The sequence below is a fragment of the Priestia sp. 10L35 genome (assembly GCF_056395685.1).
In genome coordinates this window covers 139,072-155,322 of sequence record NZ_JBFTKA010000001.1, presented here as the reverse complement: position 1 = coordinate 155,322, position 16,251 = coordinate 139,072, and the positions used below count along the sequence as shown (strand labels likewise).

17 protein-coding genes and 2 other annotated features are annotated in these 16,251 nt (G+C 38.1%); of the genes, 1 reads left to right on the top strand and 16 read right to left on the bottom strand.

What is annotated here, in order from left to right:
- The first annotated feature begins 79 nt into the window (after positions 1-79).
- Entirely contained in the window at positions 80-457 is a 378-nt protein-coding gene (locus AC1DEF_RS00775) for a hypothetical protein (protein ID WP_016765696.1), read from the top strand.
- An 18-nt stretch (positions 458-475) separates the two neighbouring features.
- On the opposite strand, the gene AC1DEF_RS00770 is transcribed toward AC1DEF_RS00775, so the two are convergent.
- From AC1DEF_RS00770 to polA, 16 genes are all read right to left on the bottom strand, one after another.
- Entirely contained in the window at positions 476-736 is a 261-nt protein-coding gene (locus AC1DEF_RS00770; protein ID WP_013059424.1) for a DUF1294 domain-containing protein, read from the bottom strand.
- 60 nt (positions 737-796) lie between these two features.
- Entirely contained in the window at positions 797-1,156 is a 360-nt protein-coding gene (rplT, locus tag AC1DEF_RS00765) for a 50S ribosomal protein L20 (protein ID WP_013059425.1), read from the bottom strand.
- 39 nt (positions 1,157-1,195) lie between these two features.
- The gene (rpmI, locus tag AC1DEF_RS00760; RefSeq protein ID WP_013059426.1) at positions 1,196-1,396 is read right to left on the bottom strand and encodes a 50S ribosomal protein L35; all 201 of its coding nucleotides are present in this window, start codon (positions 1,394-1,396) and stop codon (positions 1,196-1,198) included.
- Between the two features lie 21 nt (positions 1,397-1,417).
- Positions 1,418-1,921 (bottom strand): translation initiation factor IF-3, encoded by a 504-nt coding sequence (gene infC, locus AC1DEF_RS00755; RefSeq protein ID WP_013059427.1) that lies wholly within the window; start codon positions 1,919-1,921, stop codon positions 1,418-1,420.
- A gap of 69 nt (positions 1,922-1,990) precedes the next feature.
- Positions 1,991-2,113: a sequence feature (ribosomal protein L20 leader region), on the bottom strand.
- Positions 2,114-2,284: 171 nt separating this feature from the next.
- On the bottom strand, positions 2,285-4,243 hold the full coding sequence (gene thrS, locus AC1DEF_RS00750; protein WP_211186090.1) for a threonine--tRNA ligase: 1,959 nt from the start codon (positions 4,241-4,243) through the stop codon (positions 2,285-2,287).
- A gap of 44 nt (positions 4,244-4,287) precedes the next feature.
- Positions 4,288-4,536 (bottom strand) — a binding site (T-box leader).
- 60 nt (positions 4,537-4,596) lie between these two features.
- Positions 4,597-5,457, bottom strand: coding sequence for a sporulation protein YtxC (gene ytxC / locus AC1DEF_RS00745; protein ID WP_016765699.1), 861 nt, complete (start codon positions 5,455-5,457; stop codon positions 4,597-4,599).
- Positions 5,458-5,553: 96 nt separating this feature from the next.
- Complete coding sequence (gene dnaI, locus AC1DEF_RS00740) at positions 5,554-6,486, bottom strand: primosomal protein DnaI (RefSeq protein WP_013059430.1); 933 nt, start codon at positions 6,484-6,486, stop codon at positions 5,554-5,556.
- A gap of 32 nt (positions 6,487-6,518) precedes the next feature.
- Entirely contained in the window at positions 6,519-7,946 is a 1,428-nt protein-coding gene (locus tag AC1DEF_RS00735) for a replication initiation and membrane attachment family protein (RefSeq protein ID WP_097824666.1), read from the bottom strand.
- Between the two features lie 71 nt (positions 7,947-8,017).
- A complete protein-coding gene (gene nrdR, locus AC1DEF_RS00730) occupies positions 8,018-8,479 on the bottom strand; it encodes a transcriptional regulator NrdR (RefSeq protein ID WP_013059432.1) in 462 nt (153 codons plus the stop codon).
- Positions 8,480-8,722: 243 nt separating this feature from the next.
- The gene (locus AC1DEF_RS00725; protein ID WP_078082192.1) at positions 8,723-9,109 is read right to left on the bottom strand and encodes a cytosolic protein; all 387 of its coding nucleotides are present in this window, start codon (positions 9,107-9,109) and stop codon (positions 8,723-8,725) included.
- A gap of 93 nt (positions 9,110-9,202) precedes the next feature.
- Positions 9,203-9,583 carry an adenosylmethionine decarboxylase gene (gene speD, locus AC1DEF_RS00720; RefSeq protein ID WP_013059434.1) on the bottom strand — a complete coding sequence of 127 codons (381 nt, stop codon included), beginning with the start codon at positions 9,581-9,583 and terminating at the stop codon, positions 9,203-9,205.
- Positions 9,584-10,005: 422 nt separating this feature from the next.
- Positions 10,006-11,037 (bottom strand): glyceraldehyde-3-phosphate dehydrogenase, encoded by a 1,032-nt coding sequence (locus AC1DEF_RS00715; protein ID WP_016765702.1) that lies wholly within the window; start codon positions 11,035-11,037, stop codon positions 10,006-10,008.
- 218 nt (positions 11,038-11,255) lie between these two features.
- Positions 11,256-11,852: a dephospho-CoA kinase gene (gene coaE / locus AC1DEF_RS00710; RefSeq protein ID WP_016765703.1), complete on the bottom strand. Its 597-nt coding sequence runs from the start codon at positions 11,850-11,852 to the stop codon at positions 11,256-11,258.
- Positions 11,853-11,875: 23 nt separating this feature from the next.
- Positions 11,876-12,505, bottom strand: a complete 630-nt coding sequence (ytaF, locus tag AC1DEF_RS00705; RefSeq protein ID WP_016765704.1) for a sporulation membrane protein YtaF — start codon at positions 12,503-12,505, stop codon at positions 11,876-11,878.
- Between the two features lie 60 nt (positions 12,506-12,565).
- Positions 12,566-13,399 (bottom strand): DNA-formamidopyrimidine glycosylase, encoded by an 834-nt coding sequence (gene mutM, locus AC1DEF_RS00700; protein ID WP_013059438.1) that lies wholly within the window; start codon positions 13,397-13,399, stop codon positions 12,566-12,568.
- 21 nt (positions 13,400-13,420) lie between these two features.
- Positions 13,421-16,048, bottom strand: a complete 2,628-nt coding sequence (polA, locus tag AC1DEF_RS00695) for a DNA polymerase I (protein WP_097824667.1) — start codon at positions 16,046-16,048, stop codon at positions 13,421-13,423.
- Between the last annotated feature and the right edge of the window lie 203 nt (positions 16,049-16,251).

The following is a 16,251-nucleotide window of genomic DNA, read 5'->3' as shown; positions in this document are numbered from 1 at the left end:
ATTATATCAAAAATCATGAAACTTTTTAGAAACTCGAACGTAAAGTAAGAAAACTGTGCCTTGTAAAGGAGGGAGCGTTATGTTTGTTATTGTTATCGTTCGCGTGTTCATTTTCGCGCTTGTTGCTTACACACTATTAAAGCTGGTTCAGCATTTTCGCAGTCCAAAGCGGAAGCTTGTAGCAGCTCAGGAACATCAGCAATTTTTTGTCGTTGACGAAAAAACGAATATCCGCAAAAATTTTCTACTAACGTATAAAGGTATTTTATTTGAAGGAGAAAAATACAGCAATCCCAATGAACCAGAATCTTTGTCAATTACAATGGTGTTAACAGATCCATCTCGATTACATGAACTGCAAAAGCAAGATTTCAAGCTGCTGGAAAGCCACGTACACGACATGTATCCAAATGCTCCTATTCGCTGGAAAAGCCCCGTTCGAGAATTTTTACACTGAGCACAACATCATTTGTGCTCAGCTGATAACAAAAAAGAAAAGTAAATCAAGAGCAGCAAGAATAGGAAAACCTACTGTAAACGATGTGTGCTTCGTTTTATGACGATAGCAATACATCCCAATTAGTCCTCCAAGAGCTCCTCCGATAGCAGCTACCGTCCACAGTGTGCTTTCGGCAATTCTCCACTCATGTCTTTTCGCTTTTTGTTTATCTCTATACATCATTCCTACCCCTACTATATTAATAACAATAAAATAGGTAAGCAGCAGTTCATTCATGATATGTCCTCCGATAGTAAAAAAGCCTCATCATCTAAAGATGACGAGACTTTATATTCATTACTTATCTAAGCCTTTTTTAGCAGCAGTTGCTAATTCAGCAAATGCTTTTTCATCAGCTACAGCTAAGTCAGCAAGCATTTTGCGGTTAACTTCAATACCTGCTAATTTTAAACCGTGCATTAAACGGCTGTAAGAAAGACCGTTCATACGAGCAGCTGCATTAATACGTGTGATCCATAATTTACGGAAGTCACGTTTTTTCTGACGACGGTCACGATAAGCATACATGTGAGATTTCATAACTTGCTGATTAGCAACTTTATATAATCTATGCTTCGAACCGAAGAAACCTTTAGCTAATTTTAAAACTTTTTTACGACGTTTGCGTGTTACTGTACCGCCTTTTACGCGTGGCATAATTGTTTACCTCCTGTATTGTTTCTATCTCAACCCAAATTACTTAATGTTATCTAATAAGTGACGGATACGTTTGAAGTCACCTTTGCTTACTAAAGAACCTTTACGTAATTTACGCTTTTGTTTTGTAGATTTGTTAGCGAATAAATGGCTTGTGTAAGCACGAGCACGTTTTAATTTACCGCTTCCAGTCTTTTTGAAACGCTTTGCAGCGCCACGATGTGTTTTCATTTTTGGCATGGGGTGTTCCTCCTCGTTCTATTACTTTTCGTTTTTAGGTGCCAAGACTAAGAACATGCTGCGGCCTTCCATTTTAGGAGCCGATTCAACTGAACTTACATCTTCGCAAGCTTGTGAAAAACGTTCAAGTACTTTTTGGCCAATCCCTTTATGAGTAATGGCACGACCTTTAAAGCGAATAGACGCTTTCACTTTGTCACCTTTTTCAAGGAACTTGCGTGCGTTACGAAGTTTAGTGTTAAAATCATGTTCATCAATTGTTGGACTTAAACGAACTTCTTTTAAGTTTACAACTTTTTGGTTTTTACGAGCTTCTCTTTCTTTACGTTGTTGCTCATAGCGGAATTTACCGTAGTCCATAATACGACATACCGGCGGTTTCGCATTTGCAGCAACCATTACTAAGTCAAGATTTACTCGTGAAGCAATTTCTAATGCTTCATTTTTTGATTTAATTCCTAATTGTTCACCATTTTGATCAATTAGACGAACTTCGCGAGCTCGAATGCCCTCGTTTACCATCATGTCCTTGCTAATAAGTAGCCACCTCCAAGGTTTAATGAGCGAATACGCTTGCTTAGACCGATTATTAACTCACACAAAAAAGTGTGAGTACATACTGCACCCACACTTCTATCGTTTTAATTAAGATACGATGTACCTGCTAACTGCTCTATGCGTCACTCAGGTGAGAAGCGGGTGCTTCTTCTTCTGTATAAACAAGTATTCAATTACTTAAGCTATTATAGTATCAACAAAGACAAAAGTCAATGATTTCGTTCTTTTTTCACAACAAAAATTATTGTATCAAAGGAAAAACATTTATGCAACAGTTTTTTATAAATGTTAGATAAAAAAGCAGAGAATTTCAATTCTCTGCTTTTTTCATTAGCGAGATGCTTCTGCTTTTACATTTTGTAAAAAGGCTTGGAAGTCCACTGTTTCTGAATTCTGCTCACCGTATTTACGTACGTTTACTGCTTTATCTTCTACTTCTTTATCCCCTACAACAAGCATATAAGGAATTTTTTGCATTTGAGCCTCACGGATTTTATAGCCGATTTTCTCATCGCGAGAATCAAGTTCCACACGAATACCCGCCAGCTGAAGCTGTTCTTGCACTTCTTTTGCATACTCAAGGTGAACGGTAGGTGACACCGGAATCACTTGAACTTGTACAGGTGCTAACCACGTTGGGAAAGCTCCTTTGTATTCTTCGATTAAGAAAGCTACAAAACGTTCCATTGTTGACACCACGCCGCGGTGAATAACAACCGGTCGATGTTGTTTTCCGTCTTCTCCTACATACGTTAAATCAAATCGTTCAGGAAGTAAGAAATCCAATTGAACCGTAGATAGCGTCTCTTCTTTCCCAAGGGCTGTTTTAACTTGAACGTCTAGTTTTGGACCGTAGAATGCCGCTTCGCCTTCAGCTTCATAATAATCAAGGTCAAGTTCATCCATTGCGTCTTTTAACATGCTTTGTGCTTTTTCCCACATTGCATCATCATCAAAGTATTTTTCTGTATCTGCAGGGTCACGGTAAGATAGACGGAATGAATAATTTTCAAATCCAAAATCTTTATAAACCGCTTCAACTAAGCGAACTACACGAATAAATTCTTCTTTGATTTGGTCGGGACGTACAAAGATATGCGCATCATTTAGCGTCATGCCTCGAACACGCTGAAGTCCTGATAATGCTCCTGACATTTCGTAGCGGTGCATCGTTCCAAGCTCAGCAATACGGATTGGAAGCTCACGATAGCTGTGAATACCTTGTTTGTAAACCATCATGTGATGAGGACAGTTCATCGGACGAAGAACCAGGTCTTCGTTATCCATTTCCATTGCAGGGAACATGTCATCTTGGTAGTGCTCCCAGTGACCAGACGTTTTGTAAAGTTCTACACTTCCGAGCACTGGAGTGTAAACGTGCTGATAACCAAGGCTTACTTCTTTATCTACGATATAACGCTCGATAATACGGCGGATCGTCGCACCTTTTGGAAGCCATAAAGGCAGACCTTGTCCTACTTTTTGAGAATTTGTAAATAAGTTTAGCTCTTTACCAAGTTTACGGTGATCACGTTCTTTTGCTTCTTCAAGAAGACGAAGATGCTCGTCTAAATCTGCTTTTGTAAAGAATGCTGTACCGTAAATACGCTGCAGCATTTGATTATCGCTGTCTCCGCGCCAATAAGCACCCGCCACGCTTAATAGTTTAAATTCTTTAATTTTGCCTGTTGACGGCACGTGCACGCCTCGGCAAAGGTCAAAGAATTCGCCTTGTTGGTAAATCGTAACCTTTTCACCTGCTGGAATCGCATCGATCAATTCAAGCTTCAGTTCATCGCCAACTTCTTTAAAAAGTTGAATGGCTTCTTCACGAGAAACTTCTTTTCGTTCAATTTCAATATTTGAATTAACGATTTTTTTCATTTCTTTTTCAATTTTACCTAAATCTTCAGGAGTAATTGATTCTTCCATATCGATGTCATAGTAAAAACCGTTTTCGATAACCGGCCCTACACCTAGCTGTACTTTTGTATCTTTGTATAAACGTTTGATTGCTTGAGCCATTAAATGCGCTGTACTGTGACGCATAATTTCAAGCGCTTCAGGAGCATCTTGTGTAATGATTTCAAGACTGCCATCTTCTTCGATTGGCGTACGTAAATCCAGCAGCTCGCCGTTTACTTTGCCTGCTAATGCTTTTTTCTTTAATCCCGGGCTAATAGAAGCCGCAATATCTTCTGTTGATGATCCTTTTGGATACTCTTTAACAGCTCCATCAGGGAATGTCATTTTGATTACTTCTGACACAACTTTCCACTCCTTTAACATAACTGAATAAACTTTTTGTAAAAACAAAAAACTCGTCCCCTATCAAAAGGGACGAGTTGTGTATACACGCGGTACCACCCTTGTTTCCTCTTCGTATTCTGGATAACCCAAAGAACCCGAAGCGGCTCGAGGTTTTATAACGGAAATTCCGTCAGTAATTACTAGAGGCTCTGCTCGTTTACTACTGAAGTTTAGAGGTGGTAAGAATATATTCCGTGTTAGGAGATTTTCAGCCTGGATCTCCCTCTCTACAAACCGTAAATATACACTCATGTCCTCATCATAACTTGTAACATATAGCTGTTTTTCAATATGCATTTATTATATTCATTTTCAAAATAGAAATCAACCTTTCACGTTATATTTTGCTTTTGATCAAACGGAAATTCATTTTTCTCGTATAACATAACTTTTTCTTGGAAGATATTTTGAATGGTATAAACAAAATCATGATCATGCTGGTCGCTATACAGATGAATAGCAGCTGGAGATAAACTTAGCAAAGGCGCGATAATAGTTGAGTCTATGTATAATGATTCTTGTTCAGATAAAAAGGCCTCTGCTAGAGCTGCACATTCACGTTCAGGAACATATCTACTGTTGTGGTCGTACAGTACAAACTTGTTTTTGTTCAAGTGCATTACATACACGTTACCTGTAGATGACTGTCTTTCATTAGCTGCTTGACGCAGCTGATGAATAAGAATTTGATAGTCTTGTTCAAGCTTATATTCATCAATCGCCAGCTCGGCATAATAGCGCAGCCGCTCTTGATATTCTTTTAAACGGAATTGGAGAAAAGACTCAAAGGTGAATGTTACATTATGAATGAAGAAGTCTTGAAGAGCCTGGCGGATAAGTAATTCTCTTGGAAGAGAAAATGTTTTTTGCGGAATTTCGCCTCTCTCTCCTTCCATAATCCCCCCCATAATTTGAAGCAGCAAATCTTGCTCTTCCTCTTCTGAATAGAAAAATTGTTCTTTTAATATGTTTACCATCATCTTTTTTTCTTTCTTTTTTAAAATTACGTGGGTTAATACCGGTATCACCATGTCTTGTAAAATGGCCTCTCTATTGTATGTCTCATCAATGACTAAAAGCTGATTATTCACCAGCTTCAAGCACTGTGAACCATATGATAAAGCGCTTCGCTTCGCGCATAAAGACTCATATACAACGACTGCGTCTTCTACATATTTAAAGAATATTTTCATTCCTCATAGCCCCCCTTTGGACACGCTTTATTAATGTATATGGGGCAACATGCAAAAAAATGAGCAAGTCGTTACAAGAAATGTAAAACGACCTGCTCATCTATTTCGTTTATTCTCTCCATTCATTTCAACAGGAATGGCTAGAGACTTAATTCGTTCCATGACACGAGCGGCTTTGAGCTCTTCCTGCTCGCCTCTTTGGGTATAAGTCAAATGATGTTGTAGCTCTTTAAAATTTAAATTCGAGCTGAAAAATGTCGGCAAATTTTCGAGCATACGGAATTGTAAAATGGTTCCGAGCACATCGTCTCGCATCCAGCTCGTTACGGATTCTGCTCCGAGATCATCAAGCATAAGAACCGGTACTTTTTTGACATACTCTATTTTCTCATTGAAACTTTGATCTTGAAACGAACCTTTTAACTCACGCAAAAACTCAGGGACATACAGAATGGTAGATTTCACTTTCTTTTCGGCTAACGCATTGGCAATTGCTCCAAGAAAATACGTTTTCCCCACACCAAACGAACCATGTAAATATAAAGCTTTCATTTTCTTATTCGGCTCATATTCTCGCACAAAATCTCTTACTAGTTTAATGGCTTCAAATCTTCCCTGCTCAATTTCAATATCAGACATTGTTGCCTGTAAAATTTCTTTAGGCACGTACATACACTGAATAAAAGATTCTTGTTCTTTTCGCTCATCTTCTTGTACTTTTCTAGGACAGCGTTCATACTGTAAATCAATATTACGGCCTTTTACAACCAGCTGAGGGTGGTATCCTTTCACCATGTTGACACAGCTTTGCAGAGAAGGACACTTGTCACAGCATTTGCTTTGATCGATAAATTCATGCATCTTCATCAGACCTCGGTCAACCATTTGCTCATCTAACTCATGGCGATGCTCTTGCAAAAATGTTTTAACTTCGGGATTAGACAGGATACTGTTTCTTAATGCTTCTAAGCGTGCTTTAAAATCCTTTTTGTTCACTAACTGATTTAGTGAATCATTGATAGGCTTCATCTTTTTCACCTCATCTCTATCATACCTGCTTTTTATTCTTTATGCTTTTGTTTTAGCTCTTGATCTAACTGCTTGAGCTCTTCTTGTAGCTTTCGTTTTTCTTCTTCAAATCCGTCCACTTCTTTTGAAGGCTGCTTTTTCTCTTCTTTTTCTTCATCGCTCAGCCACTCTGGCACCATTTCTTTACGCACAATTTTTCGTCCAGCTGTTTTTTTATTTTGCTTTGCTTCGGTCCAATTCTGATATTCTTTCTGTTCATTTTTAGCTAAATTCATGGCATCTTGAACAGTTTGTACCTTTTTGCGCGCCCAGTGTCCAGCAATTTTCTCTACATAGCTCTTAGATAATTTCATATCGGATCTTAGCATCACGTAGTAAATTAGAACATTTACTACCCCTGGTGAAAGCTTTTGGTTAAACATCACTTCTTCGATCATTTGCAAGTCTGCTTTTGAAGGCTCTGCTCCCCCGGAAAACTCGATCAAAAGCTGTCGAGGAGAAGTCACTTCAAGCTGTTGAATGAGCTGCTCTTCCTTTGTCTGCGGCTGCTTTTCCTGCATGGTACGAAGCATAGGCGGCTGAATTTGTTCGCTTAGATTTGGAAGTGCTTCTCCATTTTCAAATTGGTAAAAGGACTGTGCTGCTTTTCTAAGCAATTCAATATCAACTTGATCGTTCTCATTTAGCGAATCGAGCACCACATTTTTCATTTGAAGAGGATCGATACCGTATAAAAAGGCTAGCTTTTCAATCGCTTGTTTTACTTTAGATGTAATAGACCTTTTCGAAATCATTGAATCTGTTAGACCTGCTAAAAATAAATCAAAATCAAAGGAATCCGGGCTCATCTCAATAGAAGCGCGTTTGGAGGAATCCACAAAGTCCGTTTGAGCATCAGGAGAAAATACATCCTTGCTTTCAGACTGAAAACTTGGAGCCAGCTCTGTTGCTTTAACTGATTTAAATACATCGTTAAATGAATGCGTCACATCTTTGAACGATTGCTCATCGACGAGTGAATCAGAAAAATAATTTTTTACTTTTTGAAAGATAGATTTTCCGAGTCGGTTATATAAATATACATTTAACACGCCATCGTTAAAAAACTGATGGGGCGTCAGAGGAGGAATGAGCTCATAAATGAACACACGAACATCATCTTCTTCCTTAATATATGTTTTTAACAAACCAATGCCTTCTAATTTTAACCGCTCATGGTAAATAGCTTTCAAATTAATTTGCATCATTGACATTAGATGATGATGCGTAGACTCTTTCCCCCATAAACGATCTTGTTCCAGCTCGCTCCATAACGTCATATACAGACCAAAGCACGTTGTACCCACCAACGGCTGATAGAGCATGGTTAAAATCTTTCGGTCGTATTCCTGCAGTATGCCGTTCGAACGAACAACATAACGATCGACCGGTATCATTTCTTTCCAATGTTGTTCTTTCATGTCGTTCCCTACCTACTTTTAAAGTAATAGAAATGACAAAAAAGAGCCTAAAGAATACTTCAATAGCTCTTTTACAGTCGTTCCTTCTTAATTAAATCTTTTAATTCATCAATAAATACATTGATGTCTTTAAATTGTCGGTATACAGAAGCAAATCGAACATAAGAGACTTCATCGATAGCAGCTAATCGCTCCATCACCATTTCTCCTACAACATCTGACTGCACCTCTGATGTACCCTGACTGCGCAGCTCTGTTTCAATATCGTGTACCGTATCTTCTAATTGTTTTAAGCTTACTTGGCGTTTTTCACACGCCTTAATTAACCCTCGAAGGATTTTGTCTTTGCTGAACTCTTCTCTCGCTCCATCTTTTTTTACAACAATTAACGGAAGTTCTTCTACTTTCTCAAAAGTTGTAAAACGATAGTGACACTCTTCGCATTCACGTCTTCTACGAATAGAGCGGCCTTCTTCTACAGGGCGCGAGTCCAGCACTCTCGTTCCATTGTAATGACAGGATGGGCACTTCATATTCTCAGCTCCAATAATAAACCTTGTTTTTCTTTTTATTTTCTCTTATATAAGTTAATTTCCATCTATGTTAGCCGGCTATTCGCCATTTATTATGATTTTTATCATCATTTCCTTTAACAAACACGATGCTGTATTAAAGGATTTGCTTTATTCCATCTTATAGAAAACAAGGCTTGAATACAAGTAAAGGAAAAGGAATTTCCCCATTTTATTTCCTGAAATTCAAAAATGATAAGGAACTTACGAAGAAAGAGGAATGAGTTTTTGATCAAAGCTCTTATAAAGCGTACGTACAAGTTCTTTACTAAAACCAAAATCAACCGGCACCACTTTTGATTCTGTTGTAGCAGAAAAATCGATAGCGGTTTCAAGAGGACGTACGTTAATAATGGTAATCACAACAAAAGCTTTTCTTCCTTTTACAACGTTTAAGCTAATCTCTCCTCGCTCTTCATATGCAGCAAGTATCTCTATCCCTTGCATGTGCTTCAACATTTCATGAACTTGCTTAAATGCATTCCCGGCTGTTGTTTTGTAATAATGCGTTTTTAGAGTTGGATCTGAATGGTGATCGTTTGTTTCTACATGATTAGAAAATAAAGATTTAACTGCTTGTACTACCCCCATGTTGTTATCCCCTTTGTTTTTGCGTATTAAAAATTTATATACTAAAAAGAGGTGTGTAATACACCTCTTAACTTACGTAATCAATCGACACTATTAAAGTGCATTCGCTTTAGTTTGTTTTACCTGAACAGGACCCATTCCACGTGGTAATTCAATTGTTTCACGTGTCTGTGCACTTAGAGCATCTGCAATATAATCTGCTGCGATTGTAGGATCTAAATGACCACAAGTATAAACATCGATACTTGCATAACCATGCTCTGGGAAGCTGTGAATCGTTAAATGTGATTCTGAAATAATAACAACGCCACTTACACCTTGAGGTGCAAATTTATGGAACGCTACTTCGCGAACTTCCGCACCAGATTTTAAAGCTGCATCAACAAACGTTTTTTCAATATAATCAATATCATTTAACTTATCGAAATCGCATCCCCATAATTCTGAGATGACATGACGACCCATTGTTTCCATAATGATATTTCCCCCTTTAACAATTTTTAATCGTTAAACATGAAGTTCTTTCGCCATATAGCATGTTAACTACCACGGGGGAAAGTTAGTCCAAAGAGGTCCTAACCCTTTAAGTAGCCACATCACCGAAAGGTACACAAGAAGTTCACGAAACATAGTATACTTTGTTTACATTTATTTTGCAATACGTGTTTTGATTTTATTAAAGATTGTTCTTGCAGATAGAACTATACAAATTACCCCTGTATTCTCGTGAGACAGTGTGTAAAAGCTGCTAAACGATTATTAATTTTTTATTAAAATTGAGGAAAATAAACACCCCTTTGCATGCTTATCTTATTGCTTTTCCCTATTCTTTTGGATAAAAACAAAAAAAACAGGGCGACAGCTCCCTGTTTTTTTAAAAGCAATCAATAGCTTTCTTAGCTTACTCTTATTTTTGATCCATTACGCATTTCTGCAGCAATATATCTTACCAAATCGACTACGCGCTGAGAGTAGCCCCACTCGTTATCGTACCAAGCTAACACTTTAATTTTATGATCTTCCATTACGATTGTGGATAGTCCATCTACAATAGCTGAATGAGGATTTGTATTAAAGTCAATTGATACGAGTGGTTCCATTGTTAAATTTAAAATATTCTTTAATGGTCCTTCAGCAGCTTTAATAAACGCTAAATTAACATCTTCCATCGTCACAGGTTTCCTTACATCCACAACTAAATCGACAAGCGATACGTTCGGCGTTGGCACACGAAGCGCCATCCCATGAAGTTTTCCTTTTAAATGAGGAAGAACTAATGAAAGTGCCTTGGCTGCTCCAGTGGTTGTAGGAATAATTGATTGAGCACACGCACGGGCTCTTCGCAAATCTTTATGCGGATTATCGATATTCTTTTGATCATTTGTATATGCATGAACGGTCGTCATTAAACCGTTTTCAATTGTGAACGCTTCGTCTAGTACCTTGACAACTGGAGCTAGACAATTTGTCGTACAAGAGGCATTGGAAATAATGTTATGCTGATTCACATCAAACTCTCGTTCGTTTACGCCCATCACAATGGTGATATCTTCTTGTTTACCCGGTGCCGTTAAGACAACTTTTTTCGCACCTGCTTCAATATGTAACTGCGCTTTTTCTCTTGAATTAAATTTTCCCGTTGCTTCAACAACTAGATCAATCCCAAGCTCTTTCCAAGGCAAATTCAGCGGATCACGTGAATTTAATAGCTGAATTCTTTTACCGTTAACAATTAGCGCATCATCATCACATTTGACATCTCCATTAAATGCTCCGTGTATAGAGTCATATTTGATTAAATGTGCTAACGTTTCTGCTGGATAAGATGCATTTATTGCAATAATATCCAAATTTTCCTCTATAATCGCTGTGCGAAACACCATTCTTCCTATTCTCCCAAAACCATTAATGGCAATACGTGCTTTCATGGCTATACCCCTCTCTATATGTGTTATACTATTTAACTTTTTATATTGAATAGTATAACATAAATATTTAAAAAGTGAATAATATTAATTTTTTTTAATAAATTATTTTAATTAAGTTTTACTATATGTATATAGCAAGAACAGATATTTAACACATTCTTTTTTAGAAGCCCTTAAATATTCCCAATAAAAAAAGAGTGAATGCAATCATTCACTCTTTAATCTAGCCATAGGGCTAATATACTTAAAAGCTGTTGTTTTGTTTCTTCCACAGGACCGTTGTTATTGATCACCGCATCGGCTAAGGCTACTTTTTGAATTAAAGGCAGCTGTGCATGGATACGCGCATAGGCATCCTCCGCCGAGAGGTTATTACGCGACTTTAACCTTTCTAGCTGCACAGACTCATCGACATATACAACTACTACTTTATCGACTAAATGTGTCAAATCGCTTTCAAACAGCAGCGGAATATCTAATACAACGGCTTCGTAACCTTCCTCTATATAGCTTTCCTTTTGAGAAAGCATTTCTTTTCTTACGGCAGGATGTACAATTGCATTCAACTTTTTACGTTCTTCCTCTTGATAAAACACAATTTCCCCTAAAGCCGCTCGATTGATCTCCGCGTTCTCGTGAAGAATAGAACGGCCGAACGTCTCGACAATTTGTTTGTATGCTTCTTTTCCTGGTTCTACGACTTCTTTTGCAATGTGATCAGCGTCGATTACTGGAATATTGATATCTCGTAGCATTCCGGTTACCGTGCTTTTCCCGCTTGCAATTCCGCCTGTTAATCCAATTACAATTGACATTGGCCTCTCCTTTATCTCTTTATTTAAAATCTAAAAATACCTAAAATAATGAGCAGAACTCCTGGTACAAATGAGAACATTTTCATCCATGATAAACGTGAAAAAACCTTGCCAAATTGTATGCCCGCACTTAAAAAAAGAGAACTCATAAGAGCTACAGCAATTGCTAGAGCATACGGCGAATAACCTAATAAAGCCGCTCCAAACCCCGCTCCAAATGCATCAAGAGATAATGCAATTCCAAGTATAAATGCTTCAATACCATTGATGGAACCTGAATTATCTAAATCTGCTGCAATTGGCTTTTTTAATACGTTAATGACTAGGCCAATTGACTTAATTTCAATTTTTACTAATGTTTTTTCTTCTTTTACTCGAGGTGAATCTGCCGGACAAAAAAACTGGTATAAAATCCACATCCCAAGCAGAACAAGAATACCTCCGCCTACTTTATTTAGTACATCCACTGAAAATAGATGCGTAAGTACTTTTCCTAAAAACATAGAAAACATTAAAGAAAATGCTGAGCAACATGAAATAATAAAAATGGATTTCAGCGGGATTTTTACCTTTCGAAGTCCGTATGTCAGGCCAACACTAAAGCTGTCAAGACTTACGGCAAAAGCAAGAATAAGTAAAGAAAATGTTATCATGATGAGAGGACTCCTTTCCTTTCTGTCTATACGTAGTATATGAAAGGAGCCCATCCATTGTTATTTTTTAGCCGGCTGACAATTTGGGCAGATATGTGTTCCTCTACCGCCTACAACAAATTTTTCAATTGGGGTACCGCACATTTTACAGGATTCGCCTTTTCTTCCGTACACATAAAGCTGCTGCTGAAACATGCCTATTTGTCCCTGTGTGTTTACATACGTGCGAATGGTGCTGCCTCCTTGTTTCACAGCTTCTTGAAGAGTCGCTACAATTTCTTCGTACAATTTTTCATACTCTTCGTCTGTTAATTGGCTGGCCACTCGTTCAGGATGAATCCCTGCGCGAAACAGTGCTTCATCTACATAAATATTTCCAAGCCCAACCACGACATTTTGATCGAGTAAAACCGGCTTGATTTTTCGAGAGGTTTTGCCGATTCTCATTTTTAATTGACTAGGATTAAATGTTTCGTCAAACGGTTCAGGTCCAAGGCCAATAAGAGGAGGAAACAGATCTTCCTCTCCCTTTTTAAATAAGTGCATAGTACCAAACTTCCTTACATCCCGGTATCGCAATTCCGTTCCATCCGTGAAGTGAAAAAAGACGTGTACATGCTTATCTGGTTCTTCTGCATTCTCATGGAGAGCATATTTCCCTTCCATACGCAAATGAGAAACCATCGTATAATCATCGAGCACAATTTTCAAAAATTTACCTCTGCGTTCAACATCTCGAATGGTTTGTCCAACAAGCGCATCACAAAACTGTTCAACTTGTTCAGGACGTTTGATAATATTAGGCCATTTAACTGTTACACGCTCAATGGTCTTTCCACTGGCTAATTCAATTAACGTACGTCTGACGGTTTCAACTTCTGGTAATTCTGGCACGTTTGTCACATCCTTTTTCCACTACTTTGCTTCGTACCAAGTCTTTCCGTAAGAATAATCTACTTTCAACGGAACTTCTAACTCTAAAGCGTTCTCCATTACTTCTGGTACGATTTTCTCTAAAATTTTAATTTCTTCTTCTGGGGCTTCAAAAATCAGCTCATCGTGTACTTGAAGCAGCAGCTTAGCCTGAAGATTTTCATCTTTTAAGCGCTTATCCATTTCAATCATTGCTTTTTTAATAATATCAGCTGCCGTCCCTTGGATAGGCGTATTCATAGCCGTACGCTCAGCGAAGCTGCGGAGGTTAAAATTTCGGCTCGTGATTTCAGGCAAGTAACGTCGGCGGTGCAAGAGCGTTGTTACATATCCCTTTTCTTTTGCATCGCGTACAATCGTATCCATATACTCCTGTACACCAGGGAAGCTTTTTAAATAGCGTTCAATAAAAGTAGCCGCTGCTTTTCTTGTAATTCCTAAACTTTGCGATAAACCGTAATCACTGATGCCATAGACGATTCCAAAGTTAACTGCTTTAGCCTGGCGGCGCATATTGGACGTTACTTCTTCTCTTTCGACGTGGAACACATCCATCGCTGTTTTCGTATGAATATCTAAGTCATGCTTAAACGCATCAATTAGCTTTTCATCATCTGCAATATGAGCCAGTACGCGCAGCTCAATTTGTGAATAATCCGCTGCAAATATCAACCAATCAGGCTGTGAAGGCACAAACGCACCTCTTATTTTTTTACCTTCTTCAAGACGAATCGGGATGTTTTGCAAGTTAGGATCTACTGAGCTTAATCTTCCCGTTTGAGTTAATGTTTGATTAAAGCGGGTATGAACTTTTCCATCGCTTTCATGAATAACCTTTTTTAATCCTTCAATATACGTAGACTGTAATTTTCCTAGCTGACGGTATTGTAAAATCTCTGGGATAATATCATGGGTACTAGCTAATTGCTCTAATACATCAGCTGATGTGGAATAGCCTGTTTTTGTTTTCTTTATGACTGGAAGCTGCATTTTTTCAAAAAGAACAACTCCTAGCTGCTTTGGCGAATTAATATTGAATTCTTGTCCAGCGTATTCGTAGATTTTCGCTTCAATTTTTTCAAGCTGCTCTCGAAGATCTTCGCCCATTTCATCCAAACGCGCGCGGTCAATTTTCACCCCTTGATATTCCATATCAGCAAGGACAATGGCAAGAGGCATTTCAAGCTTCTCAAACAGCTCAAACTGTTCATTTTCCACCAATTCTTTTTCTAACACTTCTTTTAAATAAGCTACGGCGGCTGCTTTTCTTACAACATGATCAGCTAGCTGATCAGCTTCTGCAATGCTTCGCTTAGCTCCTTTTCCATACACAGCTTCATCTGATTGCACTTGATGGTATCCTTTTAATTTTGCAATTGTCGCTAGGTCATCATTTGCCTCAGCAGGATTCAAGATGTAAGAAGCAATCATTACATCATGTTCAATTCCTTTAATTTCATGCCCCGCCCATTTTAACGATACAATCGTACGTTTCCCATTAAACACCGTCTTTTTTACACGTCCATCTTCTAACCATGCTTTAAATTTAGAAGATGAAAGAGCTGTATCTTTATCAATAAAATAGTGACCATTTTTGTTGCTGATTCCAAAACCGAGCAGCTGATTGTGATGGTAGTTTTCTTCATACCCTTCTACGATCAGAGCTGCTTCGCTTGTTAACATATCATCGTGAACTTCCTGCGCTATTTCAAACGTTAGTTCTTCAAAATCTGCTTCCTCTTCTGCTGATTCACCAAATTTAGCAAGCAAAGAATTAAACCCAAGCTCTTTAAATAATGAGATGACCTTTGAAGATTCAAACCCGTCATACTTTGCATCTTCTACAGATACTTCAAGAGGCGCTTCGCAATAAATAGTTGCAAGCTTTTTACTCATGATAGCTGATTCACGATTATCTTCTAGCTTTTCTTTTAATTTTTTACCGCTGACTTGATCGATAGATTTCAATACATTTTCAACCGTTTCGAACTCTTTTAATAACTTTAAGGCTGTTTTTTCGCCGACTCCGGGCACGCCTGGGATATTATCCGAGCTGTCCCCCATAAGGCCTTTCATATCAATAATTTGTGCAGCCGTAATACCATACTTTTCATCAATGGCTGCAGGCGTATAGGAATCGACATCCGTAATTCCTTTTCTCGTAATATCTACCGTTACATGTTCTGACACAAGCTGAAGTAAATCTTTATCACCAGAAATGACTTTTACGGCCATTCCTTTTTGTTCAGCTTGTTTTGAAAGCGTACCGATAATATCATCTGCTTCATAATCAGGCAGTTCATAGCGCTTAATCCCATATGCATCTAATAACTCACGAATAAAGGGAAACTGCTCTGAAAGTTCAGGAGGCGTCTTTTGTCTTCCTCCTTTGTATTCTGTAAATGTTTTGTGGCGAAACGTTGTTTTCCCTGCATCAAATGCCACAAGTAAATGTGTCGGCTTCTCTTCCTCTAAGATACGTGTCAGCATTGTAGTAAAGCCATATATGGCATTTGTATGTATTCCTTTATCATTGTTTAAAAGCGGCAAAGCAAAAAATGCACGGTAGGCAATACTATTCCCGTCAATTAATACTAGTTTTTGTGTCATTCATGTTCCTCCATTTCGCTCTCTTCTTATCTTACCTTTATTTTAGCAAACAATAAGCTTTAAGGACAAAAAGTAATCTTGAGTTCAACGTTTTATTTTCATGCGGTGATAAGATCTGTACATCATAAAATAAAAACACCGCCTAGTTATTTTAGGCGGTGTAACATGTGAATGGATAGAAATTGTCAAAAAGAATCGGCGAA